Raw genomic sequence first — 18,830 nt, 5'->3', positions numbered from 1 at the left:
CCACTCCCAAGAGGCACCGCAGTCAAGGGTTTTGGCGCCAGGCGGCCGAACCGTTACCGCTCCCCTTCCAACAGACTCCAACACGCCCTACCGTAAGCGCGCACGCATGACACGTTCACGCAAACCCCCCATCTTTCGCGAGTACGGAGGAACGTAACGATGCGTCATCGCCCATTCCGCACAACCCGCCGAAGAGTGGTCGGATCGCTCGCCACCGGGCTGCTGTGTGCGGCCGGTCTCGCCGCGCCCGCGTCCGCCGCCGCGGACCGCGCGCCTTCCGTGCCTTCCACCACTTCCACGCCTTCCGCCACTTCCGCGTCCGCGCGCGACGCGGCGGACAGGGCCTCCACCTCCGCCGATCCCGGCGCGCGGCTCCCCGACGGCCTCGCCCGCACGCCTCCTATGGGCTTCAACAACTGGAACTCCACCCACTGCAGGGCCGAGTTCGACGAGGCGATGGTCAAGGGGATCGCGGACATCTTCGTCGAGAAGGGGCTCAAGGACGCCGGATACCAGTACGTCAACCTCGACGACTGCTGGGCGCTGCCCGCGCGCGACGCGAACGGCAAGCTGGTGCCCGACCCCAAGCGATTCCCCAACGGCATCAAGGCGGTCGCCGACTACGTGCACGCCAAGGGCCTGAAGCTCGGCATCTACACCAGCGCGGGCACCAAGACCTGCAACCCGGCCGGTTTCCCCGGCGCGCTCGGCCACGAGCGCAGCGACGCCCAGCAGTTCGCCGACTGGGGCGTCGACTACCTCAAGTACGACAACTGCAACAACCAGGGCGTCGACGCCAAGCAGCGCTACATCGCGATGCGCGACGCGCTGAAGGCCGCGTCCGACGCGGTCGGCAGGCCCATCGTCTACAGCATCTGCGAGTGGGGCGAGAACAAGCCCTGGGAGTGGGCCGCCGACGTCGGTCACCTGTGGCGCACCACCGGTGACATCAGCGACAGCTGGGGCTCGATGCTGGCGATCATGAAGCAGAACCTGCCGCTCGCCAAGTACGCGGGCCCCGGCCGCTGGAACGACCCCGACATGCTCGAGGTCGGCAACGGCGGCATGAGCGGCACGGAGTACCGCACGCACTTCTCGATGTGGTCGATCATGGCCGCGCCGCTGCTCATCGGCTCCGATCTGCGCAAGGCGACGCCGGAGACCTACGAGATCCTCGGCAACAAGGAGGTCATCGCCGTCGACCAGGACCCCCTGGGCAAGCAGGGCGAGGTCCTCTCGACGCAGAACGGCCGCTGGGTCGTCGCCAAGGAGATGAAGGACGGCAGCCGCGCCGTCGCCCTCTTCAACGAGACCGGCACCGCCCAGTCCATCGCCACCACCGCGAAGGCCGTCGGCCTTCCCGCCGCCGACGGGTACACGCTGCGCGACCTGTGGCAGCACAAGAGCTACAACACCGCGGGCGCCATCTCGGCGACCGTGCCCGCGCACGGCACGGTACTGCTGCGCGTGTCTGCGGACGGCACGTGGGCCAAGAACCCGCCTGCCGTCGAACTCGGCGCGGACGGAGCCGCGTTGGTGGAGGCGGGCAAGCAGAGCGCGCTCACCTCCAAGGTGACCAATCTCGGCCGCACCGCCGCCAAGAACGTGTCGGTCGCGCTCACCGGACCCTCGGGCTGGGGCCTGAAGGCCACCTCGCCGACCACCGCGCGCTCGCTGGGCACCGGCAAGGCGCTCACCACGTCCTGGGCTGTGACGGCCCCCGCGGGCACGGCCCCCGGCAAGTACGACCTGACGCTCAAGTCCACCTACCGCTCGCCCCAGGGTGCCCGCGCCGAGAGCGTCCTGCCCCTGACGGCCGACGTCGTCGTCGCGCCGCCCGCGGGCGCTTCGGCACTGGGTGACCTGCCGTGGATCACCGCGACCAACGGCTGGGGTCCCGTCGAACGCAACACCAGCAACGGCGAGAACGTCGGCGGCGACGGCAACCCGATCACCATCGGCGGCAAGGTGTACGCCAAGGGGCTCGGCGTCCACGCGGACAGCGCGGTGGAGTACTACACCGGCGGCACCTGCGAGAAGGTCACCGCGCAGGTCGGCCTCGACGACGAGAAGCTCCTCAAGGGCACGGTCGTCTTCGAGATCTGGGCGGACGGCAAGAAGACAGCGTCCACCGGAGTCCTCACCAACGCCATGCCCGCGCAGGAACTGTCGGCCGACGTGACCGGTGCCCGGGTGGTCCGCCTCGTCGTCACGGACGGCGGCGACGGCAACGACTCGGACCACGCGGACTGGGCGGAGGCGACGCTGAGTTGCTGAGGTGAGGTGGGGTCGGGGTGGGGTGCCGGGGGACGATGTGTGGTGCTGCAGGCCGACGTGCGGCCTGCGCCCTGCGGGCCAACGTACGGCCTGCGGCCGACGTGCGACGCCACGGGCCGACCCGCGGCGCCACGGCAGGACATGCGGCGCGGCGAGCCAACGTGCCGCGCGGCAGGCCGAGTTACCAATGGCCCCGCCCACGGGCCGCAGCCACGGGCCGGGCGGAAGCCCCGCCCGGCCCACCCCGCCCCCAACACCCCCTACGCAGGCCTCAGTTCCACGGCCGCCGCGCTCGACCCACCGCCGAGCGCGGCCGCCGCCGCTCCGACCAGGCCCGCGTCCGTACCCATCAGCGCGGGTGCCACGGTCAGTTGGCGTACGAAGGAGAGCGTGGCGTAGTCGTGCAGGGCGCGGCGCAGTGGGGTGAAGAGGATGTCGCCCGCCTTCGCCACTCCCCCGCCGATCACCGCGATGTCGATCTCGACGAGCGTCGCCGTGGCGGCGATGCCCGCGGCGAGCGCCTGGGCCGCGCGCTCGAAGGAGGCGAGGGCCACCGGGTCGCCCGCGCGCGCGGCGGTCGCCACCGCGGCCGCCGACGTGTCGCCGTCCGGGCCCGGTACCCAGCCGCCCTCGACGGCCCGGCGGGCGATGTTCGGGCCGCTCGCTATCCGCTCGACACAGCCGCGCGCCCCGCACGGGCACGGGTCGCCGTCGAGATCCACGCTGATGTGGCCGATGTGCCCCGCGTTGCCCGTGGGGCCGGGGTGCAGCGCGCCGCCGAGGACCAGGCCGCCGCCGACGCCCGTGGACACCACCATGCACAGCGCGTTGTCGTGGCCGCGGGCCGCGCCCTGCCAGTGTTCGGCCGCGGTCATCGCGACACCGTCGCCGACGAGGGCGACGGGCAGGCCGCCGGTGACCGCGCGGACCCGGTCGACCAGGGGATAGTCGCGCCAGCCGGGGATGTTGACGGGGCTGACGGTACCCGCTGAGGCGTCCACGGGGCCCGCGCTGCCGATGCCCACCGTGCCTGCTCTGGACCACAGTTGACTTGACGTCAGCTCGCCGAGGACCTCCTCGACCGCCCGCATGACCGTGCCGCCCTCCTCGCGCGAGGGCGTCGGCCGCTGGGCGCGCAGCACGATCCGGCCGTGGCCGTCCACCAAGGCTCCGGCGATCTTGGTGCCGCCGATGTCGAGTGCGGCGACGAGGTCCATGTGCATCTGTGTCGGGTCTCCTGGTGTATGGGCAGGCCGGAGAGTGCGTTGGACAGTCTCTCTCGCATCTGACAACGTTGTCCAGGCTCTATGCTCGACGCCACATGCTCATGGACCACCTCATGGACGACAGGACAGGACAGCGCACCGTGGCCGAGACCGCCCCCCGACGACCCGAGAACCGCTACGGCAACCGTCCCACCATGAAGGACGTCGCCGCGCGCGCGGGCGTGGGCCTCAAGACGGTCTCCCGTGTCGTGAACGGAGAGCCCGGGGTCACCCCCGACACCGAACGCCGCGTACAGGAGGCCATCGAGGCGCTGGGCTTCCGCCGCAACGACAGCGCGCGCGTGCTCCGCAAGGGCCGCACCGCCAGCATCGGCCTCGTACTCGAAGATCTCGCCGACCCCTTCTACGGCCCGCTGAGCCGCGCCGTGGAGGAGGTCGCGCGGGCGCACGGCGCGCTGCTCATCAACGGATCGAGCGCCGAAGACCCGGACCGCGAACAGGAGTTGGTGCTCGCGCTGTGCGCCCGCCGGGTCGACGGGCTCGTGGTCATCCCGGCCGGTGACGACCATCGCTATCTGGAGCCGGAGATCGCCGCCGGTGTCGCCACCGTCTTCGTCGACCGGCCCGCCGGGAAGATCGACGCCGACGTCGTGCTCTCCGACAGCTTCGGCGGCGCGCGGGACGGCGTCGCCCACCTCATCGCGCACGGCCACCGCCGCATCGGCTTCATCGGCGACCAGCCGCGCATCCACACCGCCATAGAGCGGCTGCGCGGCTATCGCGCCGCCATGGAGGACGCCGGGATCGAGCTGTCGGAGTCCTGGGTCTCGCTCGGCGCCACAGGGCCCGAGCGGGTCCAGGCCGCCGCCACCGCGATGATCACGGGCCCGGAGCCGGTGACCGCCATCTTCGCGGGCAACAACCGCGTGACGGTGACGGTGGTGCGCGTGCTCGCCGACCACGAACGGCCCGTCGCCCTGGTCGGGTTCGACGACATCGAGCTGGCCGATCTGCTGGGCATCACCGTCGTCGCGCAGGACGCGGCCGCCCTCGGCCGCACCGCCGCGGAGCGCCTCTTCCGGCATCTGGACGGCGCCGAAGAGGCGCCCGCCCGGATCGAGTTGCGGACGGCGTTGATCCCCCGCGGTTCCGGGGAGATTCCGCCCGCGTGATCAATGTGCCCTCCGCCGCGCCTCGATCTTCATAGGATGTCCGCTCAGCAGGAGTCGTTGCACCACAGGAACTCGCCCTGAGGCAGGGAGCACCGTGGACGATCGCACGCTCGACACACTCGGTCTTGCCGAAGCCCCTCGTGACCACCCCTTGATCTACCCGGGCCGGTGGCCCACGGAGTCCGGACTGCTCTACAGGAACCGGCTGTTGCGGCTGAGCCCCGTGAAGGGTCGGCGGCTGGCGAAGTGGTCGGTCGACGCGCCTCCCGAGGGCTTCCCCGGCGACCCGGGGCAGCCCGGTCCCATGCCGCTCAACCACGCGCTGATGATCGCCAACGAACCGCTGGTGGGCGAGCGCTATCCCGTGCTGTCCGTCGGTTCGAACGCGTCCCCCGCGCAGCTGCGCCACAAGATGCGCGGCGCCGGGGTATCGGCCACCATCCCCATGATCATGGCCAAGGTCCGGGGCATCGGCATCGGCGCCTCCCCTTACGTCAACCCGCTCGGATACGTCGCGACCGCGCCGTACGCGGATCCCGGCGCCACCCGGCACCTGTTCCTCACCTGGCTCGACGCGGCCCAGCTGGAGGTCATCGACGCCTCGGAGGGAATCTCTCTGCCGGGCGGCGAATACCAGCGGGCCGCGCTGCCCGGCCGGGGACCGTTCGAGGCGGAGCTGCCGTCCGGCGAGCTGCTGAGCGAGCTGTACGTCTACGTCAACATGCGGGGCGTTCTTCGGGAGCCTTCCGGGGCACCGCGCCCGCACGAGGGCGAAGTGGACCTCCTCACCCGGATCCTCGCGGAGTCGGACGGCCTGCGCGCACTGTTCGGTGACACCCCTGAGGCCTTCTGCGCCGCCGCGCGCGGCAATGAATCCCTCTGTGACGAGGGCACTCGCCTGTTCGCCCGCGAAGACCGAATAACGAAGTCGGACCTCGAGGAATACGCCTCGGACGCGTTACGTCTCCACGTGTACGACGACATCCACCCGCTCAACCCGCTGCCCCCGGAAAGCTTCATGACCGGCCGGACGCCCGATGCCTTCGACCATCGCGGCGCGGGCGCGATCAGGATCTCCGCCAAGCTCGCCGACGACCTGGGCCACCCGCAGCAGGCGCTCGTGCAGAAGGCCACGCCGCCCGCGCGTCAGGAGCGCCTCGGGGCCCTCGCCCGTGTCGTGGTCGCCGGGGACATCCCCGAGAACGACATGACCTCCGTTCAGGTCGACCACTCCTTGCGGGTCGGGCTCGGCCTGGAACCGGGCGAACCGGTCACGCTGCGACCGACGCATCTCGCCCACCGGCAGCACCGGCGCTGGCACCAGTTCTTCTTCGGCCGCCCGAACTACCTCACGTGCCGGGTCCAGGACGCGGACCGTCCGAGCGCCGAGCAGGAGGTGTGCCTGGCCGACGATCTGACGCTGGCACTGCTCGGCGTACAGAGCGGTGACGACGTCATCATCGAGGGCTTCCCCGACGAGCAGGACGTCGTGCCGGTCCTGCAGCTCAAGGCCATCCGCACCAGCGAGGAGATCCTCGACCGCCGCAAGCAGCTGCACGGCGGGAACATGACGAGCCGTTTCCCGAGCTCCCTGGACGCGCTCGGCTGCCATCCCGACCTCCCCTGGGTCTTCATCGACCGGGGCATCTGGGACGCGCTGGGCATCCACGGTCAGTGGCTCGGCACGGTGCGCATCCGGGCCAGTCGCTCGTTCCAGCTCAAGAAGGAGCTCAGGGAGATGGTGCTGCTGCTCGGCATCGCCTTCCTCGGCGTGGTCGAACTGATCGACGGGGTCACCTGGCAGGTGGTGAGCGTGGGCCTCCTCGTCCTGCTGGTCGGCTGCGTCGTGACCATACGGATGCGGGCGCGGATGTCGCTGCGCGCGCGGCACTTCGCCCGGCGCGGCCGCGGCGGGATCAGCAGGCGCTGACCCGGAGCGGGCTCTCCCGTCCCTCCGGCCGGGCTCAGGGCCAGAAGACGACCGCGAGCGCGATCAGCGTGCCCAGGGCGATGACCCCGCCGACGATGCCGAAGACCTTCGCGGCCTGCTGGCCGGTGGGCTTGATCTCCCGCCAGCCGAGCTCCCCCGCCACGCCCCTGATCAGCCGGTGGCCCGCGGTGGACGAGAAGCTCTGCCGCTCGGCGCCGTCCACGGAGCCACCCGTGACCCAGTACCGGCTCCGGCCGGTCTCGACGGACCGCGCGCGCACCGGGCCCGGGCCATGGGTCTCCGTGCGGACGATGTCCGTCATGACGAAGGTCAGCTCGCCCGGGTCCAGGTCGACGCGGTAGGTGTGGACCTGGGTGGTGTGGCGGCCCGTCGTCGGGACGTCCGCGATCATGTCGAACCCCCGCTCCCGGCGCTGCCACCGGTACGGCGTGGGCGCGTCCGCGACGGCTGCCTGAACACGGACGTAGAACGCGTCCGTGCCGCCGGTGCGGTGTTCTCCACTCATGGCCGCGTCCCCTCTCCGTGTCCGTGCCGTCAGCAAGTGGGCAAGCCCGGCAGCGGCTTGTCCTGGTCGCCGCCCGTGAAGTGGACGTCACTGACGAAAACGTTCCTGTTCCCGCTGTCGTCGTCCGTCTTGGCCCACCAGACGTTCGTCCAGCGATCGTACGTCTCGCGGCATTGTCGGGTCGTCCCGGTGCTGGCCTGGCGAGTGACGCACGTCAACCGCATCCCAGCGTCATGGAGAGAGCACCCCGTGAGCACCCCCGTCGTCTCCACCGAGCAGCCGGCGGACCAGCAACTCGGCGGACTCGCAACGGCTCGGTCCGTGAGTCGGGACCTACGGCGTCTGGTCGTGCGGGTAGGCGGCGGCCCGGTGCTGAAAGGAGAGGATCTTCGGGTTCCGGACGACTCCGTCGCGGATCTCGATCGCCTTGCTGATCGTGGCGTCGGCCTCCCATGCACCGGGGCCTTCGAGGACCCTGCGTAGATACGGCAGGACGGCCTCGCTGACCTCCCACGTAGCCGAATCCCACAGATGCGACGGGCTGTGGTCGACGGCGTAGTAGTGGCAGCCGGCGCCGACGGCGAGCATCGGCTCGCCGAAGGTGGTCGGGCGCGCCCACTCGAAGCCCATGCCCTCGTCGCACGACACGTCCACGAAGTACGTCCCCGGCCGGAACAGGTCCAGCTCCTTCTCCGTGACGAACATCAGCGGCGCGTCGGTGTCCTGCCTTACGCAGTTGACGACGATGTCGAACCCGGCCAGATATGCGGCGAGCGGTACCGGCCCGGCAGGGGTCAAGGCCTGGAGGCGGGACGGATCGTCCGGCCGCTCCTGGAAATGGCTCATCACCACGGACGACATCGGCGAGGCGACCGCCACCGCGTCGCGCTGGGTGAGCACCGTGACGTCGGACACGCCCATGGCGCCCAGGCCCGTCACCGCTCCGCGCGCCGTCGCACCGAAACTGATGACCGCCGCGCGCAGACGCCGACCGTAGCTGCCGGTCGCGCCGCCGAGCTGCAGCGCGTGCAGGACGGAGCTGTAACCGGCCAGTTCGTTGTTCTTGTGGAAGACGTGCACGCTGAAGGCACCGGAGGCGGTCCAGTGGTTCATGGCCTCCCAGGCAATCATGGTCAGCCGCCGGTCGATGCCGAGCTGGGTCAACTTCTCGTCCTGCACGCAGTGCGGCCATCCCCACAGCACCTGGCCTGTGCGCATCGCGGAGACGTCCTCGTGCATCGGCTTGGGCAGCAGCAGCACGTCGCTGTCGGCCATCAGCCGCTCGCGGGAGCGCAGTCCGGCCACGAAGGGGCGCAGCGCCTCGTCGTCGAGGCCGAAGTGCAGGCCGTAGCCGTGCTCGAGGAAGACGCGCTCGCGTACGTCGGGGTCGATGCGGTCGAGATGGCGGGGGTGCAGCGGGAGGCGGAACTCGTTCTCCTTGTGACAGGAGGACATGACGCCGAGAGTCATCAGGCTCATGCGTCGCTTCCCGGCTGCTCGTCCCGCGCCTGACCGGCCTGTTTCCGGGCGCGCCCGGCCTCGTATCGGCGTACGCGCTCGGCCAGGGACAGCGGGGCCTCGTCCAGACCGGTGGCGGACCCACTGGCCATCCGGGCGCACACGCCCCGGCAGGCCATCGTGGGCCCATCACCGCTGTGGGAGACCACCAGGGCGTCCACGGTCGGTGCGGTTCGGTAATCGGTGCCGCAGATGACGCAGGTCAGCCCGAAGAGTGTTTCTTCGGTCGGTGCCGGGCGGCTGCTGCGGCGGTTGGAGATGGAGGATTGCGAGTACATCGGACCTACGTCCTCGGGAGCCGACAGGCCCCCGGACTTGCCGTTCTCCGAGAGCGATACCGAAACAGATGACGGTATGCGAGATACGCCCGGTACTGCCACCGTACTCCGGCATGCGGCAGGTCCGAACCACTGTTCCCAGTGACGCGACCCACTCAGTTCCCTGTGGCTTGAGCCAGAGCCCGGAATCGCTGCCACAGGGCTGGTCAGCAGGTCGGCAGGCCCGGCAGCGGCTTGTCGTTGTCGCCGCCGGTGATGTAGACGTCGCTGACGAAGACGTTCCTGTTGCCGCTGTCGTCGTCCGTCTTGGCCCACCAGACGTTCGTCCAGCGGCCGTACGTCTCGCGGCGGCCCTGGTTCTGCTGGCAGTAGAAGTAGTTGGTGCCCGAGTTCAGGCTGCCCGCCTCGGCGCCGGACGCGGTGTAGGACTTCGCGGTGCGCCACACCGAGCAGTTGTACTTGCCGCCGCCCGCCGGGTGGCAGACCGGGTCCGGCTCGGAGCCGCCGCCACCGCCGCCCGAAGGGCCACCGGTCGGCTTGGTGGTGGGGTCGGGCCGGGAGGAGGGCTTGTCGCCGCCCTTCTCCCTGTCGGACGGCTTCTCCTTGTCCTGGTCCGACGACCCGGCGTCGTCCTCTCCCTTGTCCTTGCCCTTGCCGCCGTCCGGCTTCGGGTCCGCCTCGCGGGGCTTCTCGTCGCCCTGCTTCGACGGCTTCGGCCGCGTGGACCCGCCGTCGAAGGTGTCGCTCCCGCCGTCGTCCGCGCGGTCGGCTCCCTCTCCCTGGGCCGTGCCCTCCCGAGCCTGACTGCCGCTGTCGTCCTTGCCGTTGAGGACGGCCACGGTCACTCCGGTCGCCGCGAGCACGACCGCCACGGCGACAGCGGCGAGCAACGCACGGCCCCGGCGCGGGCGTTGGGTGGTGCGGGTGGCGCCGAGGTGCACGGCGGGCGGGCCCTGCGGCACCGACGCCGGGGGAACGGGCTGCCGCGTGTCGCCCGGCGGCGGTCCGAAGCCCGGCGGCGGCGTGTTCGGGATGCTGCGCTCCGTCCGCGGGCGCGCGCCTGGGGCCTCCCGCAGCGCGGCCGTGCCCACGTCCCCCGCGGCCGCCGCGACGGTGGCGAGCAGCGCGCACGCCGCGGCCGCGTCGGGCCGTGCCTGCGGGTCCTTGTCCATCAGCTGCCGCAGTACGGGAGTCAGGGGGCCCGAGCGGCGCGGCTCGGGCAGCGGGTCGACGACGATCGCGGTGAGCGTCGACCACGTCGACGTACGGCGGAAGGGGGAGTCGCCCTCGACCGCGGCGTACAAGGTGGCGCCGAGCGCCCAGACGTCGGATGCCGGTCCCGGGTCGTGGCCCTGGGCGCGCTCGGGCGCCAAGTAGTCCAAGGAGCCGATCAGTTCGCCGCTGCGGGTGAGGTGCGTCGAGGAGCCGTCGCCGGGATCCTCCATGGTCGCGATGCCGAAGTCGGTGAGCACGACGCGTCCGAGTGGGGCCTCCCCTGCTCGAGCGGAGCCGAGAGCTTGGGGATTTTCCAGGAGGATGTTGCCCGGCTTCACGTCGCGGTGCAGGACGCCCGCGCGGTGCGCGGCGGCCAGGGCCTCCATGACCTTGGCGCCGACGGCCGCGGCCTCGCGCGGTTCGAGGGTGCCGCGCTCGCGCAGCACGTCGTCGAGGGAAGGACCCTCGACGAGCTCCATGACGATGAGGGGGCGGCCGTCCTCCTCCGCCACGTCGTGCACGGCGACCACACCGGGGTGGCGCACCCGGGCGGCGGCTCTCGCCTCGCGCTGCATCCGCAGGCGCAGGTCGGCCAGTTCGCCACCGGCCGCGTCCGTGAACGTGCGCAGTTCCTTGACCGCCACCTCGCGGTGCAGCACCTCGTCGACCGCGCGCCATACGACGCCCATGCCGCCGCGCCCGAGCTGCGCCACGACGCGATAGCGCCCGGCGAGCAGCCGTCCGGCCCCGCCCGTGTTTTCCTGATCCCCCGACAACACCGCTGCCCCGTTTCTGCCACACCACTTTCCGTGGCGTACAGAGTACGGGGCAGGGGTGACAGGTGATCGTCGGTGTTACTTGCCCGAGGCCGTGAGGTCGCCGCGGCGCGGTCCCGAGAAGCCCTGCAGACGGGCCAGGGTCAGGCCGGTGAGCCGGGTGACCTCGCCCGCGTCGAGGGCGCCGCAGTCCAGGCCGCGCAGCAGATACCCGGCGAGCGCCTTGGCGGTGGCGGGCTCGTCGGCCACGCCGCCGCCCTCGTGGTGGCCCGCGTAGGCGGCGAGGCGCGCGGCGGCCGCCTCGAAGCCCTCGCGGTAGAACGCGAACACGGCGGCGTAGCGCGTGGGGATGTGGCCGGGGTGCATGTCCCAGCCCTGGTAGTAGGCGCGGGCCAGGGCGCGCCGGGTGAGGCCGTAGTGCAGCCGCCAGGCGTCGTGGACCTGCTCGGTGGTGCCGACGGGCAGGACGTTGGTGGAGCCGTCGGAGACGCGCACTCCGGTGCCCGCGGCGGCGACCTGCATGACGGCCTTGGCGTGGTCGGCCGCCGGGTGGTCGCTGGCCTGGTAGGCGGCGCTGACGCCGAGGCAGGCGCTGTAGTCGAAGGTGCCGTAGTGCAGTCCGGTGGCGCGGCCCTCGGCGGCCTGGATCATGCGGGCCACGGCGGCGGTGCCGTCGGTGGCGAGGATGGACTGGCTGGTCTCGATCTGGATCTCGAAGCCGATGCGGCCCTGCTCCAGGCCGCGCGCCTTCTCGAACTCCTCCAAGAGGCGCACCATCGCGGTGACCTGCTCGGGGTAGGTCACCTTGGGCAGCGTGAGGACGAGCCCGTCCGGCAGGCCGCCCGCCTCCATGAGGCCGGACAGGAAGATATCGAGGGTGCGGATGCCACGGTCGCGCACCGCCTCTTCCATGCACTTCATGCGGATGCCCATGTACGGGGCCGCGGTGCTGTTCTTGTACGCCTCGGCGACCAGGCGGGCCGCGCGGGCGGCGTCCTGGTCCTCGTCGGCGCCCTTGTAGCCGTCCTCGAAGTCGATGCGCAGGTCTTCGACGGGCTCGCGCTCCAGTTTGGTGCGCACGCGCGTGTAGACCGCGTCGGCGAGGTCGTCGCTCAGGCCGAGGACGGCGGCGAACGAGGCGGCGTCCGGGGCGTGCTCGTCGAGCATCGCCAGGGCCTTGTCGCCCCAGGTGCGGATGGACGCCGCGGCGAACTGCTCGCCGGGGACGTACACGGTGTGGACGGGCTGGCGGGTGCCTGGGTCTCCGGGGTAGCGGCGGTCGAGCTCCGCGTCCACCGGGGCGAGGGAAGCGCTGATGCCCTCGCTGACCGCGCCCGCGAGGCTCGTTGCCACCTTCTCTTGCTGACCCATTCCTGCACCCTCCACACACTCGGCGTTGCCTGGCGTTTCCGTTTACGTTTCCGCTTCACGGAATCAAGAATCCGTATGGCGAAGTTATCTGCCGACTTCCCGCTGGTCAACACCCGACCAGTTCTTGACCGGTCCTCGACAACCGCCGTTCACGCATGTCTCAGATCCCGCTTCCACACTTCGGTCCGCCCACCACATCCTGGCGCGACCGACCGAAGGAGACCTCGTGCCGACCGACACAGGAGCCGTGAGCTCCGCCACCCGGGCGAGCGCGGTGCAGCGCCCCGGCCGCCGCCTGGAGGTCATGTCCTTCAACCTCCGCTACGCGGGCGCCGCCCCGCCGAACACCTGGGCGGAGCGGCGCCCGGTCACCCGTGAACTGCTTCGCCGGGCCAGGCCCCACGTCATCGGCAGCCAGGAGGGGCTCTACGAGCAGGTGCGGGACATCGCCGCCGACCTCGGCACGCACTACGACTGGATCGGCACGGGCCGCGCGGGCGGCAGCCGCGACGAGTTCGCGGCCGTGTACTACGACACCCGCAGGCTGTGGCCCGTCGCGTACGACCACTTCTGGCTCTCGGACACCCCGGACGTCATCGGCTCCAACACCTGGGGCGGCGGCTCGATCCGCATGGTCACCTGGGTGCGCTTCCGGGATCTGCGCACGGACGGCGAGCTGTACGTCCTCAACACCCACCTCGACGTCGCGAGCCAGTACGCACGCACGCGTGCCGCGGCCCTGATCGTCGAGCGCGCCGGCCGCCTCGACCGGTCCCTGCCGCTCGTGGTGACGGGCGACTTCAACGTCGCCGCGCACAAGAACCCCGTCTACGACACGATGCTGGGCGCGGGCCTCGTCGACACCTGGGACGCCGCGGACCGGCGGAGCAAGGCGTACGCCACCTTCCACGGCTACCGGCCGCTGGTGCCGGACGGTGACCGCGTCGACTGGCTCCTGGTGGCCGGGGCAGCGCGCGTCCACGAGGCGTCGATCAACACGTTCTCGCTGGAGGGGCAGTTCCCGAGCGACCACCTGCCGGTGCAGGCGAGCCTGACCCTGTGACGCGCCGAGGCCCTCGTTCCGCGGTGCGGAACGAGGGCCTCGGGCGGTCAATGAGCTCAGCCCTTGCGGGACTTGACCTCTTCGGTCAGCTGCGGGACGACCTCGAAGAGGTCGCCGACCACTCCGTAGTCGACCAGGTCGAAGATCGGGGCCTCGGCGTCCTTGTTGATGGCGACGATCGTCTTCGAGGTCTGCATGCCGGCCCGGTGCTGGATCGCGCCGGAGATGCCGGAGGCGATGTACAGCTGCGGGGAGACCGACTTGCCGGTCTGGCCGACCTGGTTGGAGTGCGGGTACCAGCCGGCGTCGACCGCGGCACGCGAGGCGCCGACGGCGGCACCGAGCGAGTCGGCGAGGTTCTCGATGATCGAGAAGTTCTCGGCGCCGTTCACGCCGCGGCCGCCGGAGACCACGATCGCGGCCTCGGTCAGCTCCGGGCGGCCCGTCGACTCGCGCGGGGTGCGCGCGACGACCTTGGTGCCGGTGGCCTTCTCCGAGAAGGTGACGGCGAGCGCCTCGACGGCACCGGCGGCCGGGGCGGCCTCCACGGCGGCCGAGTTCGGCTTGACCGTGATGACCGGGGTGCCGCTGGAGACGCGGGACTTGGTGGTGTACGAGGCGGCGAACGCGGCCTGCGTGGCCACCGGACCCTCGTCGCCCGCTTCCAGGTCGACGGCGTCCGTGATGATGCCGGACTTGATGCGGACCGCGAGGCGGGCCGCGATCTCCTTGCCCTCGGCGGAGGACGGGACGAGCACGGCGGCCGGGGAGACGGCCTCGTACGCGGCCTGGAGCGCGTCCACCTTCGGTACGACGAGGTAGTCGGTGAACTCGGGGGCGTCGGCGGTGAGGACCTTGACCGCGCCGTGCTCGGCGAGCGTGGCGGCGGTGGCCTCGGCGCCGGAACCGAGGGCGACGGCGACGGGCTCGCCGACGCGGCGGGCCAGGGTCAGCAGCTCCAGGGTGGGCTTGCGGACGGCGCCGTCCACGTGGTCGACGTAGACGAGAACTTCAGCCATGGGACTTCAATCTCCTGCAGTTGCGAAGAAGTGGGGCGGTTGAGGGGTGACTGAAGCTCAGATGAACTTCTGGCCCGCGAGGAACTCGGCGAGCTGCTTGCCGCCCTCGCCCTCGTCCTTGACGATCGTCCCCGCCGTGCGGGCCGGACGCTCGGTGGCGGAGTCGACCTTGGTCCAGGAGCCCTCGAGGCCGACCTCTTCGGCGTCGATGTCCAGGTCGTCCAGGTCGAGGGACTGCACCGGCTTCTTCTTGGCGGCCATGATGCCCTTGAAGGACGGGTAGCGGGCCTCGCCCGACTGGTCCGTCACGGACACGACGGCCGGCAGGGAAGCCTCCAGCTGCTCGCTGGCGGTGTCGCCGTCACGGCGGCCCTTGACGACGCCGCCGTCGACGGAGACCTCGGAGAGCAGCGTGACCTGCGGGACGCCGAGGCGCTCCGCGAGGATCGCCGGCAGCACGCCCATGGTGCCGTCGGTGGACGCCATACCGGCGATGACCAGGTCGTAACCGGTCTTCTCGATGGCCTTGGCGAGCACCAGCGAGGTGCCCATCACATCGGTGCCGTGCAGGTCGTCGTCCTCGACGTGGACGGCCTTGTCGGCCCCCATGGAGAGCGCCTTGCGCAGCGCGTCCTTGGCGTCCTCGGGACCGACGGTCAGCACGGTGATCTCCGCGTCGTCCGCCTCGTCCGCGATCTGCAGTGCCTGCTCGACCGCGTACTCGTCGAGTTCCGAAAGGAGGCCGTCGACGTCGTCGCGGTCGACGGTCAGGTCATCGGCGAAGTGCCGGTCGCCGGTGGCGTCGGGCACGTACTTCACACAGACAACGATCCTCAAGCTCACGCCGGCTCTCCTACTGCATCGTCTTTACTGGGCTGCTGCCTAGGCTTATGGCTACTGCCTTCTTGCAGGCAGCATAGGCGCCTGAAGCGGCGCATCCCGGTCGGGGCGGCCCCCGCTCCGACCGAAATATTACTCATGAGTACACCCAGTTCATTCCCACTGAGCAAGCGCTTTGAACTGTGACGTTCCCAACGCTCCGTAATCGGGCGCCGCGACGGACGAACGGGAACTCTCAGTCGCGCAGGGCGTTGAAGCGCCCCTGGTGGTAGACGAGCGGACGGCCCTCGCCCGCGGTGTCGCCCTCGACCACCTCGGCGAGCACGATGCAGTGGTCGCCCGCGGGCACGCGGGCCACGATCCGGCACACCAGCCAGGCGAGCGCGCCGTCCAGGACGGGGACGCCCTCGGGCCCTTCGCGCCAGCGGGTGGGCGCGCCGAAGCGATCGGCCCCGCTGCGCGCGAAGGTGGCGGCGAGGTCCTGCTGGTGCTCGCCGAGTATGTGCACGCCGACGTGCTCGGCCTCGGACATCGCGGGCCAACTGGAGGCGCCCGTGCCGATGCCGAAGGAGATCATCGGCGGCTCGGCGGAGACCGAGGTGAGCGAGGTCGCGGTGAAGCCGACGGGGCGCGCGTCCCGCGCCGCGGTGATCACGGCGACCCCCGCCGCATGCCGCCGGAAGACCGAGCGGAGCAGATCGGGGCGGGCGAGCCGGGAAGTGCCGAGAGTGGGCGATGCCGTCATGGAGTTGTCCTTCTGCCGGAGGTACGAGCGGATTCGTCGGTGCTCAGCAGTGCGGACAGCGCGCGCTGGCATGGCGCGCGAGGTCCACGTGGACGCGCTCGTACAGCAGAAGGTCCCGAGGCATGGAAGCAGGCTCGCGACAGGTGCCCCATGCAGTCAAGCCCTTTCCCGGATATGAAAGATGGATCACTGACTCATCGGCGCGCGGGACGCCCTGGACGATGGAACCGCAGGTCACACGGCCTCCCCGAGGGCGGCGATCACATCGGCCCTGCGCGGCTGCCCGGCCGCGCGGCGCACCTCCGCGCCGGTCGCGTCCAGGACGAGCACCGTCGGTGTCTTGACGATGCTCAGATCGCGTACGAGACCGAGGGCGGCCTCCGCGTCGATCTCCACATGGGCCACGCCCGGGACCATGGCGGCCACCTCGGCGAGGACCCTGCGGGTCGCGCGGCAAGGCTGGCAGAAGGCGCTGGAGAACTGCACGAGCGTCGCTCGCTCGCCCAGCGGCTCTCCGATGTCCGCCGCGCCGAGCCGCCGCCCGGTGTCGTGTCCTGGCACTCCAGCCTCCCGCCCCGGCATGTCGAGCCATGCCCCGTTCCGTTCGCTCCCCAGTTCAGCGCACACGCGACCGCAAAGATTCCGACGTGACGAGAATCTCCCGCAATGGCGGCACCAAGGGTGGCCACCCGTCCGTTCTTCGGGCACGATCTGCGCAACGCCGAAAAACCTACGGCTGCGTAACTTCCCGCCGGGAGCCCCCTCCCCAGGCAGAGAAACGAAGGGCCCTCCCCACCCATGGCAGAGCTTGTCTACCCTCCGGTCATCGGTGCCGCGAAAACACTTTTCAAGGCATGGGACCTGAAGATCGACTGCAAGGGGTCGGAGAACATCCCACGCTCCGGCGGTGCGGTCCTCGTCAGCAACCACATCAGCTATCTCGACTTCATCTTCGACGGCCTCGCCGCCCTGCCGCAGAAGCGCCTGGTGCGCTTCATGGCCAAGGAGTCGGTGTTCCGGCACAAGATCTCCGGGCCGCTGATGCGCGGGATGAAGCACATCCCCGTCGACCGCAAGCAGGGCGAGGCCGCCTACGCGCACGCCCTCGCCTCGCTGCGCTCCGGGGAGATCATCGGGGTCTTCCCCGAGGCGACGATCTCGCAGTCCTTCACGCTCAAGACGTTCAAGTCGGGCGCGGCACGCCTTGCGCAGGAGGCCGGGGTACCGCTCATCCCGATGGCCCTGTGGGGCACGCAGCGGCTGTGGACGAAGGGGCACCCGCGCAACTTCAAGCGCAGCCACCTGCCGGTCACCATCCGCGTCGGCGAGCCGGTCGAGGCGCCCAAGGACCAGTACGCGGGCGCGATCACGCGACGCCTGCGCGAGCGCTGCCAGGAGCTCCTGGAGGCCGCCCAGCGCGCCTACCCGGTGCGCCCCAAGGGTCCCGACGACACCTGGTGGATGCCCGCGCACCTCGGCGGCACGGCACCGACGCCCGCCGAGGTGAAGGCGGCGGAGGCGGGCTGAGCCCCTCCCCCGCGCCTTCGGGCGCTCCCCGCGCTACTCCGGCGCGCGGACGGTGATCCGCGCGCCGGGGCTGAACTTCTCCAGGAACTCGGCCAGTTCGGCGCCCGCGGCCTCCAGGCCCGCGTCGGGCCCCATCCCCTCCAGCAGGAAGATCGCGTTCACGGACTCCTCGGTGAGGCGGGTGCGCGGGCCCTGGCGCCAGTTCCAGCGACGGCAGGTGACGCCCTCGTCGTCGCACCACACGATTTCGCCCGCGTCGGGGTGCTCGACGACCCGCTCGCCCGCCGCCGCGGTGACGAAGTCCTCCTCGCCGGTGGCCCGCACCAGGCGCATGCCGCCCTGGATGTGGTCCAGGTCCTCGCCGCCGACCGGGATCAGATGGGCCACGCTGATCGCGTTGTAGAGGTCGACCAGGACGTTGATCCGCGGCAGGCCGCCGTCGGCCAGTGCCCGCTTGGCGAGCGCCTCGGCCGAGTTCCTGGTCCGCGAGGGCTTCGCGCCGAACGCCGTGTAGGCGGCGCGCCAGGCGGCCATGTGCGGGTCCTCGTGCGGGGCGCGCCCGTCGAGACGTACGGCGAGGCGGCGCGCGGCGTCGTCGAGGAGGGTCCCGGTGGCGTCGGTGCTGGGGCCGTTGACGAGCCCGCGGGCCTCGATGGTGACGTGGGTGAAGCCGGGCGCGAGGGCGCGGACCTCGTCGGAGACGGTCAGGTCGATGGTCATGGTCCGTCGTGCCTCACAGTTTCGAGGGGTAGATCTGCCAGAGGTGCAGCCGGTCCCGGGCTTCTTTGAGCACGCGAAGCGCCACGGGACTCGGTTCAGCATAAAGGACCGGATAGTCCACTTCGCTGGACTCTGGATCCACCGGCCAGGCCAGCCGCTCCTCGCCGAGACGGAACTGCGCGTCGACGCCGACCGGGATGTTGCCGCGCGGGTCCTGCCGGTGCCAGGCACCGTCAAGGCGTACGGCGATGAGGCCGTGCAGGGAGTAGCCGCTGGTGTTGTCGTCCCGCAGGCGCTGATAGCAGAACGCCGTCGGGATGTCCTCGGCGCGCAGCAGGGCGGCGAGGGCGTGGGACTTGGCGGTGCAGATGCCGGTGCGTTCGCGCAGGACGTCGGAGGCGCGCCAGGTGACCTCCATGCGGCCCGAGTCCTGCGAGTGCGGGATGGTGTCGCGCACGAACTCGAAGGCGGCGCGTGCGTATGCGTAGGTATCGGCGGATGCTTTTGCAAGACCGGCCGCCGTCTCGCGGACCAGCGGATGATGGTGGTCGACGACCTCGTCCGCGGCCAAGTACGCAGAGAGGTCGGGGTTTTCCTGGATCAGCTGCATGCCAAGGGAGCATAGAA

At 71.0% G+C, this 18,830-nt stretch carries 17 protein-coding genes; 5 read left to right on the top strand and 12 right to left on the bottom strand.

Annotated features, from left to right (window positions below):
* Nucleotides 1–159: 159 nt before the first annotated feature.
* A complete protein-coding gene (locus CP970_RS38405; RefSeq protein ID WP_191095006.1) occupies nucleotides 160–2,277 on the top strand; it encodes an NPCBM/NEW2 domain-containing protein in 2,118 nt (705 codons plus the stop codon).
* A gap of 260 nt (nucleotides 2,278–2,537) precedes the next feature.
* On the opposite strand, the gene CP970_RS38400 is transcribed toward CP970_RS38405, so the two are convergent.
* Nucleotides 2,538–3,500, bottom strand: coding sequence for an ROK family protein (locus CP970_RS38400; RefSeq protein WP_150494522.1), 963 nt, complete (start codon nucleotides 3,498–3,500; stop codon nucleotides 2,538–2,540).
* Nucleotides 3,501–3,616: 116 nt separating this feature from the next.
* Here CP970_RS38400 and CP970_RS38395 point away from each other — a divergent pair, with 116 nt between their 5' ends.
* Complete coding sequence (locus CP970_RS38395) at nucleotides 3,617–4,675, top strand: LacI family DNA-binding transcriptional regulator (RefSeq protein ID WP_055544678.1); 1,059 nt, start codon at nucleotides 3,617–3,619, stop codon at nucleotides 4,673–4,675.
* 94 nt (nucleotides 4,676–4,769) lie between these two features.
* Nucleotides 4,770–6,605, top strand: a complete 1,836-nt coding sequence (locus tag CP970_RS38390; RefSeq protein ID WP_055544675.1) for a hypothetical protein — start codon at nucleotides 4,770–4,772, stop codon at nucleotides 6,603–6,605.
* A gap of 34 nt (nucleotides 6,606–6,639) precedes the next feature.
* Here the strand turns inward: CP970_RS38390 and CP970_RS38385 are convergent, their stop codons facing one another.
* The 5 genes from CP970_RS38385 to CP970_RS38360 all read right to left on the bottom strand — a co-directional run bounded on the left by CP970_RS38385 (nucleotide 6,640) and on the right by CP970_RS38360 (nucleotide 12,289).
* Nucleotides 6,640–7,131, bottom strand: coding sequence for a hypothetical protein (locus tag CP970_RS38385; protein ID WP_055544674.1), 492 nt, complete (start codon nucleotides 7,129–7,131; stop codon nucleotides 6,640–6,642).
* Between the two features lie 333 nt (nucleotides 7,132–7,464).
* Complete coding sequence (locus CP970_RS38375; RefSeq protein ID WP_055544672.1) at nucleotides 7,465–8,610, bottom strand: N(5)-(carboxyethyl)ornithine synthase; 1,146 nt, start codon at nucleotides 8,608–8,610, stop codon at nucleotides 7,465–7,467.
* Nucleotides 8,607–8,927 (bottom strand): hypothetical protein, encoded by a 321-nt coding sequence (locus tag CP970_RS38370; protein WP_055544671.1) that lies wholly within the window; start codon nucleotides 8,925–8,927, stop codon nucleotides 8,607–8,609. Before CP970_RS38370 ends, CP970_RS38375 begins: the two co-directional genes overlap by 4 nt.
* A gap of 206 nt (nucleotides 8,928–9,133) precedes the next feature.
* Nucleotides 9,134–10,921: a serine/threonine-protein kinase gene (locus CP970_RS38365; RefSeq protein WP_055544670.1), complete on the bottom strand. Its 1,788-nt coding sequence runs from the start codon at nucleotides 10,919–10,921 to the stop codon at nucleotides 9,134–9,136.
* A 75-nt stretch (nucleotides 10,922–10,996) separates the two neighbouring features.
* On the bottom strand, nucleotides 10,997–12,289 hold the full coding sequence (locus CP970_RS38360; RefSeq protein ID WP_055544669.1) for a DUF6986 family protein: 1,293 nt from the start codon (nucleotides 12,287–12,289) through the stop codon (nucleotides 10,997–10,999).
* A 226-nt stretch (nucleotides 12,290–12,515) separates the two neighbouring features.
* On the opposite strand from CP970_RS38360, the gene CP970_RS38355 reads away from it, so the two are divergent.
* The gene (locus tag CP970_RS38355; protein WP_398656538.1) at nucleotides 12,516–13,352 is read left to right on the top strand and encodes an endonuclease/exonuclease/phosphatase family protein; all 837 of its coding nucleotides are present in this window, start codon (nucleotides 12,516–12,518) and stop codon (nucleotides 13,350–13,352) included.
* 56 nt (nucleotides 13,353–13,408) lie between these two features.
* On the opposite strand, the gene CP970_RS38350 is transcribed toward CP970_RS38355, so the two are convergent.
* From CP970_RS38350 to CP970_RS38335, 4 genes are all read right to left on the bottom strand, one after another.
* Nucleotides 13,409–14,371: an electron transfer flavoprotein subunit alpha/FixB family protein gene (locus CP970_RS38350; protein ID WP_055544668.1), complete on the bottom strand. Its 963-nt coding sequence runs from the start codon at nucleotides 14,369–14,371 to the stop codon at nucleotides 13,409–13,411.
* Between the two features lie 57 nt (nucleotides 14,372–14,428).
* Complete coding sequence (locus CP970_RS38345; RefSeq protein WP_055544667.1) at nucleotides 14,429–15,214, bottom strand: electron transfer flavoprotein subunit beta/FixA family protein; 786 nt, start codon at nucleotides 15,212–15,214, stop codon at nucleotides 14,429–14,431.
* 232 nt (nucleotides 15,215–15,446) lie between these two features.
* The gene (locus CP970_RS38340; protein WP_055544666.1) at nucleotides 15,447–15,956 is read right to left on the bottom strand and encodes a flavin reductase family protein; all 510 of its coding nucleotides are present in this window, start codon (nucleotides 15,954–15,956) and stop codon (nucleotides 15,447–15,449) included.
* Nucleotides 15,957–16,190: 234 nt separating this feature from the next.
* On the bottom strand, nucleotides 16,191–16,538 hold the full coding sequence (locus tag CP970_RS38335; protein WP_055544665.1) for a thioredoxin family protein: 348 nt from the start codon (nucleotides 16,536–16,538) through the stop codon (nucleotides 16,191–16,193).
* A gap of 216 nt (nucleotides 16,539–16,754) precedes the next feature.
* On the opposite strand from CP970_RS38335, the gene CP970_RS38330 reads away from it, so the two are divergent.
* Nucleotides 16,755–17,483 carry a lysophospholipid acyltransferase family protein gene (locus CP970_RS38330; RefSeq protein ID WP_055544664.1) on the top strand — a complete coding sequence of 243 codons (729 nt, stop codon included), beginning with the start codon at nucleotides 16,755–16,757 and terminating at the stop codon, nucleotides 17,481–17,483.
* Nucleotides 17,484–17,516: 33 nt separating this feature from the next.
* Here CP970_RS38330 and CP970_RS38325 read toward each other — a convergent pair whose 3' ends face one another.
* Both CP970_RS38325 and CP970_RS38320 read right to left on the bottom strand, forming a co-directional pair.
* Complete coding sequence (locus CP970_RS38325) at nucleotides 17,517–18,203, bottom strand: B3/B4 domain-containing protein (RefSeq protein ID WP_055544663.1); 687 nt, start codon at nucleotides 18,201–18,203, stop codon at nucleotides 17,517–17,519.
* A 13-nt stretch (nucleotides 18,204–18,216) separates the two neighbouring features.
* Complete coding sequence (locus CP970_RS38320; protein ID WP_055544662.1) at nucleotides 18,217–18,813, bottom strand: transglutaminase-like domain-containing protein; 597 nt, start codon at nucleotides 18,811–18,813, stop codon at nucleotides 18,217–18,219.
* Nucleotides 18,814–18,830 lie beyond the last annotated feature (17 nt).

This window comes from Streptomyces kanamyceticus (genome assembly GCF_008704495.1).
In the GTDB taxonomy this organism is placed as follows: domain Bacteria; phylum Actinomycetota; class Actinomycetes; order Streptomycetales; family Streptomycetaceae; genus Streptomyces; species Streptomyces kanamyceticus.
The sequence above is the reverse complement of the archived record's forward strand: the minus strand, read 5'-3'. Positions and strand labels throughout refer to the sequence as shown.